17 protein-coding genes and 1 riboswitch are annotated in these 18,063 nt (G+C 41.4%); of the genes, 14 read left to right on the top strand and 3 right to left on the bottom strand.

The features are described from left to right. The first annotated feature begins 20 nt into the window (after positions 1–20). Both ACPUYX_RS11575 and ACPUYX_RS11570 read left to right on the top strand, forming a co-directional pair. Positions 21–1,046, top strand: a complete 1,026-nt coding sequence (locus tag ACPUYX_RS11575) for an FUSC family protein (protein ID WP_426379816.1) — start codon at positions 21–23, stop codon at positions 1,044–1,046. Positions 1,047–1,248: 202 nt separating this feature from the next. After that, positions 1,249–1,443 (top strand): YwbE family protein, encoded by a 195-nt coding sequence (locus ACPUYX_RS11570; protein WP_426379815.1) that lies wholly within the window; start codon positions 1,249–1,251, stop codon positions 1,441–1,443. 201 nt (positions 1,444–1,644) lie between these two features. Here the strand turns inward: ACPUYX_RS11570 and ACPUYX_RS11565 are convergent, their stop codons facing one another. Continuing rightward, complete coding sequence (locus ACPUYX_RS11565; protein ID WP_426379814.1) at positions 1,645–2,082, bottom strand: MerR family transcriptional regulator; 438 nt, start codon at positions 2,080–2,082, stop codon at positions 1,645–1,647. A 219-nt stretch (positions 2,083–2,301) separates the two neighbouring features. Between ACPUYX_RS11565 and ACPUYX_RS11560 the strand changes: the two genes are divergently transcribed. From ACPUYX_RS11560 to ACPUYX_RS11525, 8 genes are all read left to right on the top strand, one after another. Next, entirely contained in the window at positions 2,302–2,622 is a 321-nt protein-coding gene (locus tag ACPUYX_RS11560; RefSeq protein ID WP_426379813.1) for a carboxymuconolactone decarboxylase family protein, read from the top strand. A 33-nt stretch (positions 2,623–2,655) separates the two neighbouring features. Then, a complete protein-coding gene (locus tag ACPUYX_RS11555; protein ID WP_426379812.1) occupies positions 2,656–3,066 on the top strand; it encodes a cupin domain-containing protein in 411 nt (136 codons plus the stop codon). Positions 3,067–3,150: 84 nt separating this feature from the next. Continuing rightward, positions 3,151–4,422 (top strand): nickel pincer cofactor biosynthesis protein LarC, encoded by a 1,272-nt coding sequence (larC, locus tag ACPUYX_RS11550; RefSeq protein ID WP_426379811.1) that lies wholly within the window; start codon positions 3,151–3,153, stop codon positions 4,420–4,422. A gap of 301 nt (positions 4,423–4,723) precedes the next feature. Beyond that, positions 4,724–6,889: an LUD domain-containing protein gene (locus ACPUYX_RS11545; protein ID WP_426379810.1), complete on the top strand. Its 2,166-nt coding sequence runs from the start codon at positions 4,724–4,726 to the stop codon at positions 6,887–6,889. Between the two features lie 2 nt (positions 6,890–6,891). Continuing rightward, positions 6,892–7,920 (top strand): LUD domain-containing protein, encoded by a 1,029-nt coding sequence (locus ACPUYX_RS11540; RefSeq protein ID WP_426379809.1) that lies wholly within the window; start codon positions 6,892–6,894, stop codon positions 7,918–7,920. A gap of 46 nt (positions 7,921–7,966) precedes the next feature. Beyond that, positions 7,967–9,256, top strand: a complete 1,290-nt coding sequence (locus ACPUYX_RS11535; protein ID WP_426379808.1) for an MFS transporter — start codon at positions 7,967–7,969, stop codon at positions 9,254–9,256. Between the two features lie 58 nt (positions 9,257–9,314). Continuing rightward, positions 9,315–10,010: a FadR/GntR family transcriptional regulator gene (locus ACPUYX_RS11530; protein ID WP_426379807.1), complete on the top strand. Its 696-nt coding sequence runs from the start codon at positions 9,315–9,317 to the stop codon at positions 10,008–10,010. Between the two features lie 512 nt (positions 10,011–10,522). Next, a complete protein-coding gene (locus ACPUYX_RS11525) occupies positions 10,523–10,942 on the top strand; it encodes a universal stress protein (RefSeq protein ID WP_426379806.1) in 420 nt (139 codons plus the stop codon). 11 nt (positions 10,943–10,953) lie between these two features. Here ACPUYX_RS11525 and sfsA read toward each other — a convergent pair whose 3' ends face one another. Next, entirely contained in the window at positions 10,954–11,640 is a 687-nt protein-coding gene (sfsA, locus tag ACPUYX_RS11520) for a DNA/RNA nuclease SfsA (protein ID WP_426379805.1), read from the bottom strand. A 125-nt stretch (positions 11,641–11,765) separates the two neighbouring features. Continuing rightward, positions 11,766–12,551 carry a lysophospholipid acyltransferase family protein gene (locus ACPUYX_RS11515; RefSeq protein ID WP_426379804.1) on the bottom strand — a complete coding sequence of 262 codons (786 nt, stop codon included), beginning with the start codon at positions 12,549–12,551 and terminating at the stop codon, positions 11,766–11,768. 377 nt (positions 12,552–12,928) lie between these two features. Then, a riboswitch (cyclic di-AMP (ydaO/yuaA leader) is annotated at positions 12,929–13,064 on the top strand. Positions 13,065–13,274: 210 nt separating this feature from the next. On the opposite strand from ACPUYX_RS11515, the gene ACPUYX_RS11510 reads away from it, so the two are divergent. From ACPUYX_RS11510 to ACPUYX_RS11495, 4 genes are all read left to right on the top strand, one after another. Then, positions 13,275–13,649: a YopX family protein gene (locus ACPUYX_RS11510; protein ID WP_426379803.1), complete on the top strand. Its 375-nt coding sequence runs from the start codon at positions 13,275–13,277 to the stop codon at positions 13,647–13,649. 49 nt (positions 13,650–13,698) lie between these two features. Continuing rightward, positions 13,699–14,409 (top strand): response regulator transcription factor, encoded by a 711-nt coding sequence (locus tag ACPUYX_RS11505; RefSeq protein WP_088225156.1) that lies wholly within the window; start codon positions 13,699–13,701, stop codon positions 14,407–14,409. Next, positions 14,406–15,983: a sensor histidine kinase gene (locus ACPUYX_RS11500; protein WP_426379802.1), complete on the top strand. Its 1,578-nt coding sequence runs from the start codon at positions 14,406–14,408 to the stop codon at positions 15,981–15,983. The genes ACPUYX_RS11505 and ACPUYX_RS11500 overlap by 4 nt, the downstream gene beginning before the upstream one ends. A 460-nt stretch (positions 15,984–16,443) precedes the next feature. Further along, on the top strand, positions 16,444–18,039 hold the full coding sequence (locus ACPUYX_RS11495; RefSeq protein ID WP_426379801.1) for a sigma 54-interacting transcriptional regulator: 1,596 nt from the start codon (positions 16,444–16,446) through the stop codon (positions 18,037–18,039). The last annotated feature ends 24 nt before the right edge of the window (positions 18,040–18,063 follow it).

The raw sequence follows: 18,063 nt of genomic DNA, 5'->3' as shown, positions 1-18,063 counted from the left end.
AACTATAGAGAGGTGGATCAATGGTAAAAATTAATTTAAATTTTGGTTGGCGGATCATCAAAACTGGGATAGCAGTAATGATTTGCATTTGGATTGCTGATTTACTTCACTTTGAATACCCCTTTTATAGTGCAATTGCGGCGGTTATTGCAATGCAAGCGACCATGGCAGATTCTCTTAATCAGGGAATTAATCGCATGAAAGGGACAATAATTGGTGCAATAACAGGGTATCTTTTTGCTCTAATTCCATTCAATAATCCGGTTTTGATAGGTATTGGACTTATTAGTACACTGGCTATCTTAAAAAGGATGCATTGGAACGAAGCTATGAATATTGCCAGTATTGTGTTTATTGCCATAATGGTTAACAATGCCGGACATCCACTCAACTACTCACTGAATCGGATCATCGATACGGCACTTGGGATAGCTGTAGCCTATCTGGTTAATCGGTTTATTTATCCGCCACATTATCAGATTGAGGTAGAACGGTGTTTTCAGGAGACTAGAATTAAAGTCATTAATTTATATCAATGTACGTTTCGTTCTTTGCTGGATCAAAACACTTGTATCACAGGAAATGATGTTCGAGAACTGCGAGAGACCCTTAAAGAAGCCAGAGCATTAGTTGCGAAAAAACGCAAAGACCACGCTTTGAGCAAACTGCAAGATGACTTTCGTTTGAAATATATATCGCCATTAGGTAGGTTGGAAAGTATGAGTGTCGCTATCGAGCAAATATTTTCCTTACGTGAGAAATTAATCCATCCTCTTAGTCCGGAACTTGAGCAAGATTTAACCAATCTTCTGACGAAGAGTTTCTACTTATTATCACTGATTACAGAGCCTAATATGACGATTGCGTACGATTTATTCGGCGAAACGGAGGCTGTTGTAGAAGATATCTATCTGAAGCTAGGTCAAGAAAATTCCAATATATATGCTGATAGCAATAGAGGATATATTTTAGAGTTATTAAACTGGATAAAGGAAGTAACGAAGGCCACCAGAGGTTGTCTGGGAATTTCTCAGGATTTGACTTGAAGCCAAGCTATATAGTCCCCTGTTGCACCATACGGTGAAATGAAAGTTATTGATTTTCTCATGTTTCCCGGGAAACAACATTTGGTAAAGGGACTCAAATCACATGGCATTATAGAAGGTATTACTTAGGAGAGTTTTTCTTGTGGGATTTTTACCGGTTTTATAGGGTAATTCATAGATTAAAGTATAGGTGGTCAAAGTAATGGATGGAAATAATCGTGCAAATGTCACGCGGGGTACACACGTTTTAATAGTTCAAAAACGAGATCAAAGAACGGAAAAATTAACTGAAGGTGTTGTTAAAGACATTCTAACTAATTCGCCTACGCATCCTCATGGAATAAAAGTTCGCCTTGAGAGTGGAATAGTGGGGCGAGTAAAGCGAATTCTTCCTTAAACGTTATGTATAGCTTACTTGTTGGTGCAGTGGTTGGTGATAATTTACATATGCTTATGTTAATCAGGATTATTCAGGGCTCGCAACTGGGCCAATTGTTGCTTCGCTTGCCATCGGTGCATTTTATTGCCTATTACATAAAACCGTCTGTATAACATATCCACAGATATGTTATACAGACGGTTTTTAAATTTAATATCTTTATTTTTGGTTTATAAACTTATGATATTCCTTGGGAATACTTTTAATTCTTATATCATCGTGAACAGTACAGGTACCCGCATCTTTAGCAGTTTCATAATACCAGCACTTATAATTGAGCATGTCGAGCATTTCCTGTAATTCTTTCATCTGCAGAATAACTGAATCACGCTGTGATTTTATAATGGAGAGACGCTCTTCAATAGTGGAATCGCCCTCGATGCAGCAATCCATAAAATGTTTGATGTTTTTGATTGGCATTCCTGTTTTTTTGAGGCATTCAATAATTCTTAACCCGGCCATGTCTTCATCCTTAAACATACGTATTCCGCCACTGGAGCGTTCCACAAATGGAAGCAAGCCTTCTTTATCATAGTACCTTAATGTTGAAGCAGTCACATTAAGCTTCTTTGCTATTTCACCAACCGTATAAATCATTTACATATCCTCCAAAATAACTTGTCATTATGCAAAACGTTATTCAAGAAGTATTCAAGAAGTATTCAAGAAGTATTCAAGAAGTATTCAAGAAGTATTGACTTAAAGTTAACTTTAAGTAGTAGTATTGTATCGAACTTAATAGTCAGAGTGTAACATAAGTACTATTTTGAATCAATGGAGGAAAGCAATTTACGATTTGCAGAAAGGAATAAGACGATGAAAAAACAAACAGCAGGCAGAGATGCCCTTGGATTCTTTGCATCAAAATTTGCGGAATTAAACGATGATGTGCTTTTCGGAGAGGTTTGGTCCCGTGAAGATAAATTATCATTAAGAGATCGCAGTATCATTACAGTAACTGCTCTTATGACAAAAGGGATATTTGACAATTCTCTCAAATATCATATCACCAATGCCAAGACTCAAGGTGTCAGTGCTGAAGAAATGGCAGAAATTATCACTCAACTTGCGTTCTATGCAGGATGGCCTAATGCATGGGCATCGTTTGCCTTGGCGAAGGAAGTATATGCTGAATAATCTCCGAAATGAATTGGAAAGGGTGGTAATAAAATGGATAGAAAAGAATTAGAAAATGTATCTTATTATCCGTTGGGAGAGGAAAATGTAGCATATGCCCCTTATTTTATCGGAAAGAGCTACTTAAGCCTCTTGAATGATAAGGAAGTAGGTATTGCTAATGTTACCTTTGAACCGGGATGTCGTAATAATTGGCATATTCATCATGGTGGCGGACAGATACTGATCTGTGTGGGCGGACATGGCTGGTATCAGGAATATGGGAAAGATGCCCGGCATTTGAAAAGCGGTGATGTAGTGTATATCGCGCCGGAGATCAAACATTGGCATGGAGCTGTGAAGAATGAAGCATTTGCGCATTTATCCTTGTCTGTTCCGACAGAAGGTTCAAGTAATGAATGGCTAGAACCCGTAACGGATAAAGAATATAATAAGTTGAAATAGTGGAGAAATAAGAATATGTGTAAATCACAAGTTGAGTTTATTTAGGAACATGTGATGGGTGAAAACTAGAATAGGAGAAACCAGATGAAAAAAGTTTTATATTATGATTGCTTTTGTGGGATAAGTGGTGATATGAATTTGGGTGCTTTACTGGATTTAGGAGTAGAGGAAGATTACTTAAGACACGAGCTATCTAAACTTAATTTGGATGCTGAATATGAGTTGCAGGTAAAAAAGGCCAATAAAAAAGGAATATCTGGAACTAGAGTGGATGTTTTATTAAACAAAGCAGCACATTTTGATAAACATGAGCACCATCATTATGACCATCACCATCAAGAAGCACCTGCCTGCCATGAGCCTGACAATTACCATACACACCATGAACATAGAAATTTGAAGGATATTGAAACTATAATCATAAACAGCAGTTTGAATAATAGGGTGAAAACATTAAGCATGGCTATTTTTATAAAGGTTGCAGAAGTTGAGGCAAAGGTTCACGGAAAGTCTTTACAGGAAGTACATTTCCATGAGGTTGGGGCGGTTGACTCTATTATTGATATTGTTGGAGCTGCAGTGTGTTTAGATTACTTGAACGTTGATAAAATTATGGCCTCGTCAGTTCAAGTGGGTGGAGGTTTTGTGGAATGCGCTCATGGGATTATTCCAGTTCCTGCTCCGGCAACTGTTGAGATTTTAAAGAATATTCCTGTGAAATCCGGTATAGTGCCTTTTGAAACAACGACGCCGACCGGAGCAGCTATACTGGCGGCAAATGTGGCAGTGTTTACAGATCATATGGACTTTTCAATAGAAAAGATCGGCTACGGGATAGGACATAGAGAGCTTGAGATCCCCAACGTTTTAAGGATATATCTTGGCTACGAAGATAAAGACGTCACGAAAGAAGATCAATATATATTGGAAACTAATATTGATGATATGAACCCGGAACTCTATAGCTACATTGAAGAAAAACTTTTTGCAGAAGGGGCTTTAGATGTATATAAGACTGCAATTAGTATGAAAAAGGGCAGGGCCGCCACAAAGCTCAGTATATTGGTTAATGAAGAAAATGAGAAAAGTGTTCTCGACATAATTTTTCGAGAAACCACTTCCATTGGTGTAAGAAAATATAAGGTCAAAAAAATTATGCTGCCAAGGGATTTCGAAAAGGTCTGCACGCAGTATGGAAATGTAACTATAAAAAATGCTTATTATCAAGGGGAAAGGGTTAAATATAAGCCAGAGTATGAAGACTGCCGAAGAATAGCCATTGAAAAAAATATTCCCATTGCCAAGGTGTATAGAGAAGTATCTAAAAAGATGGAAGATAATAATTATGATAATTAATTAATAGTTCCTCTAAGCCGGAGAATCTATGGAAGTATGGACAGTGACAGTTTAGGCTGTCCTTTTTTACTACGAGCCACACGTTCTAACGAAAGGATGTGTGGCTTTTTATGTATGGTGGATCCATAAATTGGGCTTTTGCGAATGGAATATTCCAATAATTTACTTTAATCATTTAAAAATTAGTGTATAATTATATAGAACAATAGACTAATAGATGATGTGTATCATAAAAGACCTTTTGAAGGTTTTTTGTTTTACTCAATTGGTCCAACCACTAAACCACTGAGGAGGAGATTTTGTGGGACAAGATACTTACAAAATTATAAAAAATAAGGTTACAGAAGGTCTTCAGGATTTAGAGTCGCGCAAAGGCCGGTTTCGGGCTTTTGAAGCGATTCGGCCGGCCATGTTAAAGATGGTGCCGGATTATCCGGAACTTTCTAATCGTTTGCGGGAAATCAAAAAATACAGTATTGATCATTTAGAGGAAGTCATTGTTCAGGCTCAAAAGTCTTTAGAGGAAAAAGGATGTAACGTCTTTATTGCTGAGACAACTGAGGAAGCCCAGAATTATATCGCCGGTTTGATTCCCCCTAAAGGACTGATCGTCAAATCAAAATCTAATGCCGGTAAGGAAATTAATATTTCACACCACCTTGAAGACCAAGGAGCTACTGTCGTAGAGACAGATCTTGGGGATCGGATTAACCAGCTCGCCAAGAGTGAGGCAAGTCATTCCTTAGCACCTGCAATTCATATTCCTATTGAGCGAGTTACTGAAGTTTTTTCTGAAGAAGCAGGAACTAAGCTGGAGTGTACTCCAGAAGCTTTGGTTGTAGCAGCTCGCCAACGTCTTCGCAATTATTTGATTAATGCGGATATAGGAATTTCCGGAGCTAATGCGATTGCCGCCGATACAGGCAGTATTTTTCTGACGGAAAATGAAGGGAATATTCGCGCTGTAACGATGATGCCTAAAACTCATATTGTGATTGCCGGCGTTGAGAAAATTGTTCCAACCTTGGAGGATGCTCTCCAAGTTGTCCGAGCTGCTGCAGTTTACGGTGTCGGACAAGATATCGGAACCTACGTTTCGGTAATTTCCGGGGTAAGTGAATCCCTTGATCCTGATTTAGATCAGCAAGCACACGGACAGGGACCTAAAGAAGTTCATGTTGTACTATTAAAAAACGGACGTCAGGAAGCGATTCGAGCGGGTTATAAAGAGTCACTTTACTGTATTAACTGTGGTAGTTGTCTGAACTTTTGTCCTGTCTATGCAGAGGTGGGCAGCCGGTATGGATATAAATACCTTGGAGGACGCGGCTTAGTTTTCGCAGCTTTTCACGGAGACTTAGAAAAATCAGAGAAAAACGGTCTATCCCTTTGTATTGGCTGTCAAAAGTGCAAGACGGCTTGTCCTGTGCAAATGCCTACGCCGGAGATGTTGTGGAAGCTTCGTAAAACTGCAGTTGAGAAAGAAGGGGTGGGTTGGAGAAAGGAAGCTATTTTCTCCATGTTAACTAAACCGAAATCCCTTCCTACGGTTACTAAGCTTGCCGCGACCTTCGGCAAACTTGTTTTAAAGGATTCGGGTCAGGGAATGAGTTCTCGTTTACCCTTGAGTCCCTTAGGGATGCCTAAAGAACGAGTTATTCCCAAATTGACAGGAAAGTCCTTTTTGACGAAGGCTAATCCTAAAACGATTACTCATCCCCTTAAAACGGTAGGCTTTTTTCCCGGGTGTGTGGTTAACTATTCCGAGACGGATTTGGGAGAGGCGCTTTTACACGTTTTGGCAGAAAACAATGTAGCGGTTAAGCTCGCTCAAGAAGATGTGTGCTGTGGAATTCCCAGTATTGTCAGTGGAGATATGGCTCATGCCAAAGCGATGGCCCTTAAAAACATTGAAATGTACAGCAAATTTGAGATGGATGCTTTGGTTTTCGTTTGTCCAAGTTGTGCGGTGGCCTTTAAAGAAGAGTACCCTAAGCTTTTTGCTGAGGATGCGCCGGAGATTCAGCAGAAAGTGAAAAAACTTGCTGAGAGTGTCCGAGATATTAACGAATTTCTCTTTCACGATATTCAATTAAAGGCTCCAGATAAAAAAGTAAGTGAAAAAGTAACCTATCATGATCCCTGTCATCTGGCACGGAGTATGGGCGTGAAAGAAGAACCACGCAATTTATTGCAGCAAATTCCGGGTTTGGACTATGCAGAAATGAAAGATGCTGATACTTGTTGTGGTTTTGGCGGGTCATTTAGTTTAAGTTTCTACGAACTTTCACATCGCATCAATGAAGGAAAACTACGGACTATTGCTGATACTCAGGCAACGATATTGGCTACGAGTTGTCCGGGATGTATGGTGCATTTTCGGGATGGTATATCCCAGAACGACATGAAGCTAAAAGTGCTCCATACGGTACAGTTATTAAGTCAGGCTTATGGAAGGAGGCTGTAAAGATGAGTGAGGCAAAAACAACAGTAAAGGCTCAAAGGATTTTAAAGAACATTGACTCCAATCGAAATAATCTTATCCAAAAATATCCCAGGCTTGCCTCTCAAGTTAACGAAATTAAATCCGAGGTTGTCAAGAATTTTAAAGAACATGTCGAGAAGGCAATTTCATCTTTGGAAAACAAAGGATGCCATGTTATTGTTGCGGCTGACTCGGCGAGTGCTCAACAGCAGGTGTTAAAAATTCTTGCCGGAAATAAGCAGGTGGCCATAAGTAAGAATCCAATTTTTTCGGAGATCGGTCTGAGGGATTTCCTAATGGCAAACGGTGTGGAGGTCAAGAATACTGATCTCGGAGAAAGATTAGCCGGTACGGCAATTGATGTCCATCCCTGGATTGCTACGCTTAATAAAGAGATAACTGACCAAGCATTGGTTGCTCAAGTAAAAGATGAAATCAAACGCACAGTATCAAACCTGGACTATGGAATCACAGGTGCTGAGGCAATCGTGGAACAAAATGGAACGATTACCCTCTTGGAAAGCGAAGGGAACGTCAGATTCACTTCAAATCTTCCCTATAACCATATAGTGGTTGTCGGTATGGATAAGATCGTTCCAACCCTTGAGGATGCTTTAACGGTTTGTAGGACAATGAGTATTTATGGGTTAGGAAAAGATATGCTTAGTTATATCTCCTTTATCAATGGTCCCAGCCGGACAGCTGACATCGAATTCAAAATGGTCCAAGGTATGCATGGCCCCAAAGAAGTCTATGTCATTTTAATTGATAACGGTCGTTTGGCAGCAGCAGAAAGCGAAAAGGGGGATTTGCTGAAATGTTTAAGCTGTGGAAGTTGTTTGGTTAATTGTCCCAACTATCTGACGGAAGGACTGGAAAGGGGTTATCGTTATACGGGTAAAAGGATGAGAGTCCTGACAGCTTTTTTAGAGGGGGTGCCTATAACAGAAACTACAGATTGTGGAGATTGCCGGAAATGTAACGAACTATGTCCGGTCGGTATTCAGGTTTAGACATAAAAAATAATTTACCTAAATGTACGGGGAGGATGAAAGTGAGATGGAAATAAAACCAACAAAGATTCGCTGGGTTCTGGGAGTATTTCTTTTTGTACTAGGATTTGTGGCTTATATGGATCGCGTTAATTTGTCCGTCGCTGGTCCTATGATTATGCAAGAGTTTCACTTTGACAAAGTTCAGTTCGGAATGATGCAAACCTTATTTTTTATCGGCTATGCTGTCATGCAAATTCCTGGTGGAATGGTCGCAGAATATTTTGGAGCACGAAAAGCCATGACCTTGGCAATTTCTTGGTGGTCGGCATTTACATTTTTTACTGCAGCTTCAAGTAATTTTTTGACGTTTGGTATTGTGCGTGCTCTGTTTGGCATTGGTGAAGGACCACTTTACCCCGGGGGCAGTGTTTTGGTCAGGAATTGGTTTAATCCTAAGGAAAGGGGAACAGCTAATTCTTTTATTTTAGCAGGTTCTTTTGTTGGGCCTGTCCTGGCACCTGCGATTACCGTAGCAGTAATTACGACGTTTGGCTGGAAAGCTATCTTTTATATCTTTGGAGGAATCGGAGTTTTAGTTGCGTTGGGCTGGTGGCTTGTAGCCCGTGACTATCCTAAGGATCATCCGCTTGTTAATCAATCTGAGCTGGCTATTATTATGGAAGGTAAAAATAATCTTGAAACGACGAAAAAGGAAATGGCTCCTTGGCGAAACTTTATTGGTTCTGTCCAGTTTTGGGCGATTGGGATTGAATACTTTGTCGCAGACTATATTATGTATGTGTATTTGTCCTGGCTGCCTATCTATTTAATGGAAGCCCAGAAATTTTCTCTGAAGCAAATGGGAATCGCAGCAGCTTTTCCGTGGCTGGCTTTAGCTATTACGACCTTATCAAGTGGATTCTTTAGCGATCGACTGATTGCCAAGGGAGTTTCGGTTAATCGAGTACGGACAGCTTTTGGAGCAATTGGTTTAGTCGTGTCTAGCATAGCCTTATATTTGGCTGCAGGATCAACAAATCCGATTATTACAGTGGTTTGGCTTACCATATCCCTTGGGTCATTAGGATTTACGTTTAGTTCCTCCTGGGCAAGCTGTAATGAATTGGGACAGAAATTTACGGGTTCAATATCAGGCTGGATGAATCTCTGTGGTAATATCGGAGGTGTGGTAGCACCTACTCTCACCGCAATTATTGCGCTTCGTTATGGGTGGCAATGGGCAATTTCAGCAACGGCATTCATTGGAGTTATTGGAGTGTGCGCCTGGTTCCTTGTTCGTCCGGATCAGCCATTAGTAATTACATCCCAACATAAAGAAAACAAGGCAGCTTAATATGTTGCCATGGAATTTCGATTTCTTTTTTGATACACTGGTGTCATGGAGGGTCTTCATGCAATTTGAAAAAGTTAAGCCGCGCCGGACGTATCAAGAAGTATTAAAACAAATTAATAATCTAATTATCGAAGGAAAGTTGAGTCCCGGCGATCGTTTGATGGGAGAACGGGAGATGGCTGCAGAATTGGGCGTAAGCCGCACAACACTGCGCGAGGCTTTGCGAACTATGGAACTTTTAGGCTTGGTAGAAATTAAACCGGGGGGCGGAACGTTTATTCGGGATGTTCAGCTGGACTATGTGATTAACCCCTTAGCCTTAGCCTTATCTGTCGAACCGACTCGCCTTGATGAACTGTGGGAAATACGTATTACCCTCGAGGCAGAATGTGCTCGCTTAGCTGCAGAGCGGGCGAGTGAGGAAAGCTTGCGTTGGATTGCGCATGCACTTAAGGATATGCAAAGAGAACATCATGACTTAGATGCCTATGCAAAGGCGGATATGCGATTTCATTATATGGTTGCCCAAGCTTCCCAGAACACTCTCATGAATCGGCTTCTTCAAACATTGGTTGTACATATTTTTGAATTAATTAAAAGGGCCGGGCCCCTTCGTTTTAGTCATGATATAGGTGGACTTCATACCGTTCGGGAGCATGTTGCAATTTATGAGGCGATTTCGCGTCATGATTCAGGAGAAGCGCAGAGCCTTATGCGGAGGCATTTAGAGGAAGCAAGGAACGAGCTTGCATAACGCGTCTGTCACTCTCGAGTGTTGTACTTAATAAAATAGCCTGAAAAAGATAATTGAATTTAGGAATTTACTCTTCGAACTTAAATAATGGGAAATTGTAAAAATCGGGTAGGAGGCTGATCAATTAATGATCAGCCTCCTACCCGATTAGAGGTAGAAAACGAGAGGTTGATGCCATTTGTGGCCAACATCCAGAATTCCTTGAAGTTTACTTACCTTGGAGTCCAGAAGTTTCAGTTTACATAGCTTTTGCTCTTTTTCTAATCCATCGAGTTATTTGGCGGTTTCCCTTATTCTATTTCCTTTGTGGTGATGAGAACTGGAATCGAAATTATTATTAAATCATGAGCTTGATATTGAAAGTAATTATTACTATGATATAATAATTATAAGTTAGGTTTATATTTAATTAATTAACATTTTTTGCCCATACTTAGAGAGCAGGTCTAATCTTCTCGCCGTAAAACCATTTCCGTAATGCTTAAATCTATAAAGAGGAAGGGTTGATAGAAATGTTTAAAAGAATTCTTGTTACCACGGATGTTTCGGAGGCTTCACGCAGGGCTTTGATTACTGCCTTGCAACTTGCGAGGCAGTTTAATTCTGAAGTTGAACTTTTCCATGTTACATACAATCCTGAGGCGTATTGGGGCTATACAGTGTCTCTTGTCGTATCTCAAGAGGAAATAGATCAAATCGGGGAAGCGGCCTTGGAAGCAGCTTTAAAGGGAATTGACGTAACCGATATTCATATACAGAAGAAGTATATTACCGGGCATCCAGCGGCCGCAATTATCGAAGAAGCTGAGAGAGACTTTGACCTCGTAGTAATGGGCAGTCACGGTCATGGACCGATTACCGGCGCTGTATTGGGAAGCGTAACTCAACGAGTTCTTGCACATATTCAATGCCCAGTACTCGTAGTAAAATAGTCGGCCGATTATCAAAAGCAGACCTCTACTGGAGCTCCTATGCTTATCTCGTCTTCAGAAACTATCGAATCATAAGCCAGGACCTTCACTCCTTTTTCACTTGCCAACCGTAGTGCCTTGGCAAATTCCGGATCCCTTAATTCAAAGGGGGTAAAATACTTTACACCCGTCATCTGGATGAGAAAGAAAATGAAACCGGCATACCCTTCTTCCACTGCCCTGATCATTTCGTAGATATGTTTGCAGCCCCTTTGAGTAGGAGCATCCGGGAACATGGCAATTCCCTCGGTTTCAAGTGTTACACCTTTAACTTCTACAAACCCTCTTAGTTCTTTAGTTTCAAAGTACAAATCAAATCTGGAATTATTATAAACTTTCTCTCTGGAGAGTTTTGAAACATCGGGAATCTCCTTAATTTTCCCTTCCTTAATACCCTGATATACAACCATATTAGGGATCTGTGAATCAAGATTGATCAGAGCATCTCCCTTATATACGGCAATCAAGGAGTACTTAGTTTTTCGTTCCTTATTTTTTGCTTCTTCCAAAATCACCGTTGCGCCTTCCTGGAGGATCTCTTTGCACCGCCCTGTGTTTTTAACATGAACAATTTCTTCATGATTGTCTAATAGGACATGAGCGATAAACCTATTAGGTCGACTTATAAATTCAGCAACTTTGATAGATGGATACTTCAATGATCGTTCCCCTTTATCTCTCGTTTGGTTTGACGGATGCTCGATTGATCAAAATAATAGCTTGCTTGAAACAGATCCCCTATGATATGTGCGCGTATCATAGGGGGTTAGCATGTCTCGCAGATTCAGGTGGTTTCCCAATCGTTCAAATTTCTCTGTATAAAATCAACGATGGCTTGATGTTCATCCTTACCACTGCCTTTTATTGAGAATGGCTCTCCAAAATTCATGTATATAGGCTTATTCCTGCTTATTGGCCCCAAGTCTTTAAGGATTTTGCCATTTCCCCAGAAATCAGTTTTAATTGCTGCCGGAATTACTTTAACCCCAGCAGCCTTGGCTAATTTGATCCCTAAGGAATTAAATTTTTCAGGTTCAAAGGTTAAGGTTCTCGTACTCTGAGGGAATATGATTACAGATGTTCCTTTATTTAAAAGCTCTTTTCCTTTTTCCATGACTATTTTAAAGTCTTCCCGAGGGTTATCTCTGCCTACGACGATGGGATCTCTTGAACGCATGATTGAGCCAAAAAACGGATGTTTAATTAAGCTGTCTTTAACAACAAACGTCACATTCATGAAGGGTTCGATTAAGCAAGGAAAAACAAAAGTTTCCAAGGTGCTCATATGATTACTAATAAATACAACCGGCTCATGACAAGAAGAGATATTATCTAACCCTCTTAAATGAAATTTACCGCCGCATCCTTCAATAATTTTTAAGATATCGATGCTCGATTTAACCCAAACAGCATCATCATAGCGTCCTTGATTCGCCAAAATACGTGCCTGGTTTATAACATTGACTACTCCGGCTACAAAAACCAACCGGGTATCCAGAACAAGACGGTCCCCTAAAAAACGTTTATTTGGAGGGGTGTCATATGAGTTAGTATGAAAGTAAGGCTGCAAAACGTGATACCTCCCCGAGAAATTATAATTAAATCCGTAATAAATTCCCGATTCCTAGGTCATATTGTACCATTATCCTCTATACGAGTGAAGTAGTTGGTCGACAGTTGTATGGCACTTGTATGTACGGATAACTAATCAGCATAATTGTGTAATCTCTGGTTTGTAACATTTGTTCACACTTTCGTAAAACACGTTCATAGTTTGGTAAATACCATTTAATATACCTCCGGTATAATTACGAAAGGAGGCGAAGAACTCCTATCATTTTAACGCCTTCCGGTCCAGGAAACATCTTCCTGGACGAATAAGGTTGACACGTTTTGGCCGCCAACTTATAATACTAAAAACTAGTTGTCAGTCATTCCAACTAAATAGCTAAAGACGCGCTGAGTTCCGCACTTAGTGGAAACGGGGGACCCATATTTTCGGGGTGAATCCGGCTTAAGCCGGTAGGGCTATCTCTTAGCCCGAATCCATCAGCTAACTTCGTAAGCGCTTTCAAGAGAAAACTTCTGAAATAGGGTCCTGCGTTCAGTATGTTAACGCAGGACTCTTTTATGCATTTTGAAAGGAGGACTGCCAACTTGCCGGTTCCTTCCGGGATATAAATCGTTGGATGAAATAAAAAAATGAGTTTATTATTATTGGTACCCCCATAAAAAGTAATATTCTTATGTATTACTAAGTGAGACACTATGGAGGTTTCAAGGAGGAAGTAAATTGAAAGAACTTAAATTCCGAGTTTGGGATAAGGTCAGGCAAAAAATGTTTAAGCCTCAAGCCATTTCCTTTGATACGCAGACGTTAGCTCCCTTCGCAGTCAGTGTGCCCGGTCGTTCGTGGGAACCGGCTGAAAAGTTTGACTTGCTGCAGTGGACAGGTTTGTCTGATGCCAAGGGTAGTAATGTTTATGAAGGTGATGTTATTAGCATTTCCTCGGTTATGTACCAGGTGATTTGGAATAAATCCATTGGCGGTTTCGAACTCTTGGAAGCAGGAAGCTCTTTTAAGAGAAACATTATTGATGTTGGAATTGGCGAGATCGTCGGAGATCCATACCAAAATGTCCCTTTGACTGTAACTTCTGGATTGTAAAAATGGGCTCAATGCTTTGTTGGAAATCCGCCGCCGAGGGAGGAAAAAAATGGCCTATTGTGGTAAGGTACTGCTGGTTGACGATGACCAAAACGTTTTGGAACTGGTCAAATTATATGGGGAAAGGGAAGGTTTTAAAGTTATTGGTGTGAGTGACGGCGACTTGGTTCTCGCCGTATTCGACCGGGAAAATCCTGATGTGGTAATCCTTGATATCATGCTTCCTGGTCAGGACGGGTTAACCCTCTGTCGTAAATTAAGGGCGGTTCGGATGGTTCCGATTATCATGCTCACAGCTAAGGGGGAGGAAGCAGACCGCGTTTTGGGACTGGAAATGGGAGCAGATGATTATGTTTCCAAACCGTTCAGTCCCAGGGAATTGGTGGCCAGAATAAAAGCGGTCTTGCGCCGTACCCAACCGATAGAAAAAGCAACGTATTGGAAATTAAAATATCCGGGGCTGGAAATCCTGGCGGATACCAGGACCGTTTTGATTGATGGTGAAAAAGCGGAAGTTACTCCCAAAGAATTCGATTTGATGTATTACCTTGCCCTGAATCCGCGCCGGATTTTCAGCCGGGAGGAACTGCTTGCAGCTGTCTGGGGATATGATTTCTTCGGTGATCAGCGGACAATTGATGTCCACATCCGCAGGTTAAGGACCAAACTGGCATCTTTGCCGGTTGAATACTTGACAACCGTCTGGGGTGTGGGATACCAGTTTACACCTCCTGCCAAAGGAGGAGCGACCACGCCGTGAATATATATCTGGAGAAGGGCAGGCAAAAACTTCAATGGGTAATCCGAGCCCTGCATCGATTTGGGCTTCGTATTAAACGTTTACTGCAGGAACAATTTAACAAAAATCTTTACACCAGGATCTTGTTTACGAATGTCACAGCTTTTGTCATTGCTTTTCTTGTCGTGATGCTCTTTTCCAGCTTTGTGGTTAAGCAGGTAACCTACGATCAGATTCAACAAGAATTGTTACGGGAAGCTAAACGAGTAAACTTTGCTTTACTCCAACAAACGGACAGCCCATGGAGCGTCCCGTTTGATCAGCGATCAAACAGTCAGGTTCAGGCTCAGGCTCAGCAGGACTTCTTGAAATATCTGGCCGGTATCTTTGACGCTAAAATTACAATTTTTGATATGACAGGAAAGATTACAGCCACATCTGCTGAGCAGGAAATGGTGCCTGGCAGCCAAATCGATAACAAATACATTCAGATACTTCAAAAAGGTTTAATATCGACGACCCGATCTGTGGATCCGGATACCGGACAGCCAATCTTTGCTGCCGCTGTGCCCATGGGGAACAACAAGGGTAGTATAACGAACGGTATTTTGCTGGAAACGAAATCATCCAATCTCGATCTTGCTTTAAGCAAAATGCGTTTTTACATGCTTCTCGGGGGTATGGTCATTCTGCTGTTTATTATTATCATTTCTGTTTATCTGGCTATGTACATTTCCAGGCCAATTTCCCGTTTAACGGCTAATGTTGCTGAGATTAGCAGAGGGAGTTATGTTTTGAGCGATAGGGACCAGCCCTTGGATGAGATCAATGTTCTCGGCGGCCAGCTTAATAAATTGGCGGAACGACTGCAGAAGATTCAGACCGAGAGCAGCAGGATGGAAGAGGAACGAACCCGCTTATTTGCTGAGATATCTCATGAGTTACGGACCCCTCTGACGGCTGTTCAGGGCTTTGTTGAGGCCATTCGCGACGGCATTGTCCAAGATGAGGCTGTCCAGGGGAGGTATTTAGACACGATTCACACGCAAACGGTTCATATCTGCAGGCTGGTGGATGATCTTTTGGAATTAAGCCGTCTGGAAAGCGGCAATGTCACGGTAGAAAGACTACCCATTGACTTGAATGCTCTGACACAGGGAGTGGCTACGTCCATGGAGCCAGTTGCCAATCGCACAAACACCTCAATTTTAGTACGCAGGAAAAGCGAAAAAGCCATGGTACTTGGAGATGCTGACCGGATGGAACAGGTGATCAGAAATCTGCTGAAGAATGCAATCAGGGCTACGGAGAACGGTGCAATCAGGATTGGTGTGGAAAACCGGCGGGGTAACGTTCTGCTTAGTATTGAGGATAATGGGATTGGCATAGCACCCGAGGATCTACCGCATATCTGGGAACGCTTTTACCGGACCAAAAACCAACGTGATAACCGCATTCAGGAAAATGGGAGTGGCTTGGGTCTGGTGATTGTGAAAAAAATGGTACAGTTACAAGGCGGCAACATTGATGTGGTCAGCCAGTTGGGGAAGGGGACAACCTTTCACATCGATTTCCCAGCTTTTGAGCAGAAATGACTTGTTACCTCTGATACTCTTGCGATAGATTCTTATATAACTCTATCCAGACTCGAGGGGTTGGTGAAGCCAATTTCCCGTGTGATAGAAGGGCAATTTGCTGCGCTTGAACAAGAGATGAACTTTCTGCCGATTTTAGGGCATTTCTCCTATGATCCGGTTGTTGTAATCAAACTAATAAAATGGCTCCTTCTGTGAATTTGAATCATGCTCCTTTTGTCTTACAGGTACCCCAGGGAAATCATATGACTTCTCTGGGGTATCTGATTTAATCTCCTGTATGATATTCTTCGATGGAATGATCATGACTATGGTTACAGGCGAGTCAAACTGGGGATTCGTAAAATTATTGTGGCGTTTAATTTGCGGAAACGCTTAAATATTTGGAATATTTATCGGGGACGTATTATGGTATTATTCGTATTATGATAACAATTCTGGAGAGAGGAGCGTAGGAACCGTGTATTTGCGCATATCATTTATCGATCGTGTCGGCATTGTTTATGATATTACGTCGATTTTGACGAAGCGTGAGACTAATATTATATCAATGGAAGTGGAAGAGGGCGTCGTATTTTTGGAGTGCCAGACTGTTCTCCAAGACCAACGTATCGGATTTATTCAAGAACTGAGCAGCATAAGTGGGGTGCAAAAAATAGAGGAGATTTCCTTTATGCCATCAAAAGGACGAGCTGAACAACTGGATGCCATTTTAACTTCTGTACATGATGGTATTTTAGCTGTTAATCAGGATGGTATTATTACACAATGTAATCCCGCGGCTGTTCGTATGCTTAGGTTGTCGGCTCAGCAGGTTCAGGGACAACCTTTAGGATCTACGCTCTTTAAAAACTTGCTGATACAAGAAACTCTGCAAACTGGTTGTCAGCATAACAATCGGGAAGTATTCATTGCCTTAGATCATGCTTATTGTGTTGTCAATACCATACCTCTAAGGAATAAAAGCGGTGATGTGGTTGGTGTGGTTGCAGTAATTAGGGATTCTCAAGATGTAAGGAACTTAATGCGTAGTATGACAACTTCGTTACCTATGACCTTTGACGACATTCCTTTTGCCAGTCCGGTCATGGAAAAGGTGCTGGGACAAGCTCGCCGCTGTGCTGCAAGTGACTCAACGATACTCATTAACGGTGAAACCGGAACGGGTAAGGAATTATTCGCCAGGGCCTTGCATAGTGCTTCAAGAAGGGCTAATGCTGCCTTTGTACCTATTAACTGTGCGGCCATTCCAGATACGTTGCAGGAAAGTGAACTGTTTGGGTATGAAGAAGGCGCTTTTACTGGGGCGGTCAAAGGAGGTAAGCCGGGGCTATTTGAACTAGCCAATGGCGGAACTTTATTTCTTGATGAAGTGGGAGACGTATCTGCTCATTTACAAGTGAAGTTGCTGCGTGTACTGCAGGAACAGCGCGTACGGCGGGTGGGGAGCAACAAGGAAGTAGCCGTTGATGTGCGGATTATTGCTGCTACTAACCGTAATCTGGAGGATATGGTGGCAGATAAGACGTTTCGGGAAGATTTATATTATCGACTGAATGTGATCTCATTGGTAATACCGCCTCTAAGAGAACGATTTGAAGATATCCAATTGCTCAGTGAACTTTTTTTGAAACATTTTGCCAATAAATTGCAGCGTTCGGTAAAAGGATTTTCTCCCTCGGCGTTACAACGCTTAGAGGGTTATAATTGGCCAGGTAATGTGCGGGAATTAAAAAACATTATTGAGCGGGCAGTGAATCTGGTGGACGGCGCCGAAGTACAGTCAGAGCATATATTTTTAGGTCGTCGGTTATCTGGTTTATCGACACTGCCAAATCTAGTGCAGTTTGAAACATATCAAACATTAGAAGAACGCTTAGGGGAAATAGAGCGCATTATTCTACAGGAAACCGCGCTGCGTTTCCCATCATCGAGGCGTATGGGGGCGGTACTTGGACTGTCTCATACTGCAGTTCTAAAAAAATGCGCAAGTATGAGTTGTCTTTTAAATAGTAAATCGTTAGCTAAGCTGGATCAATACAAGCAGTATCTCTGATTGGGGGTTCTGCTTGTATTGATT

This window comes from Desulfosporosinus sp. SYSU MS00001, assembly GCF_049943955.1.
GTDB lineage: Bacteria > Bacillota > Desulfitobacteriia > Desulfitobacteriales > Desulfitobacteriaceae > Desulfosporosinus.
The sequence above is the reverse complement of the archived record's forward strand: the minus strand, read 5'-3'. Positions and strand labels throughout refer to the sequence as shown.

Excerpts from the sequence above, each read along its gene's own strand:
- ACPUYX_RS11540 (WP_426379809.1), top strand. The coding sequence starts at position 6,892 with ATGAGTGAGGCAAAAACAACAGTAAAGGCTCAAAGGATTTTAAAGAAC.
- ACPUYX_RS11525 (WP_426379806.1), top strand. The coding sequence starts at position 10,523 with ATGTTTAAAAGAATTCTTGTTACCACGGATGTTTCGGAGGCTTCACGC.
- ACPUYX_RS11565 (WP_426379814.1), bottom strand. The coding sequence starts at position 2,082 with ATGATTTATACGGTTGGTGAAATAGCAAAGAAGCTTAATGTGACTGCT.
- ACPUYX_RS11575 (WP_426379816.1), top strand. The coding sequence starts at position 21 with ATGGTAAAAATTAATTTAAATTTTGGTTGGCGGATCATCAAAACTGGG.
- ACPUYX_RS11535 (WP_426379808.1), top strand. The coding sequence starts at position 7,967 with ATGGAAATAAAACCAACAAAGATTCGCTGGGTTCTGGGAGTATTTCTT.
- ACPUYX_RS11505 (WP_088225156.1), top strand. The coding sequence starts at position 13,699 with ATGGCCTATTGTGGTAAGGTACTGCTGGTTGACGATGACCAAAACGTT.
- ACPUYX_RS11530 (WP_426379807.1), top strand. The coding sequence starts at position 9,315 with ATGCAATTTGAAAAAGTTAAGCCGCGCCGGACGTATCAAGAAGTATTA.
- ACPUYX_RS11570 (WP_426379815.1), top strand. The coding sequence starts at position 1,249 with ATGGATGGAAATAATCGTGCAAATGTCACGCGGGGTACACACGTTTTA.
- larC (WP_426379811.1), top strand. The coding sequence starts at position 3,151 with ATGAAAAAAGTTTTATATTATGATTGCTTTTGTGGGATAAGTGGTGAT.
- ACPUYX_RS11555 (WP_426379812.1), top strand. The coding sequence starts at position 2,656 with ATGGATAGAAAAGAATTAGAAAATGTATCTTATTATCCGTTGGGAGAG.
- ACPUYX_RS11560 (WP_426379813.1), top strand. The coding sequence starts at position 2,302 with ATGAAAAAACAAACAGCAGGCAGAGATGCCCTTGGATTCTTTGCATCA.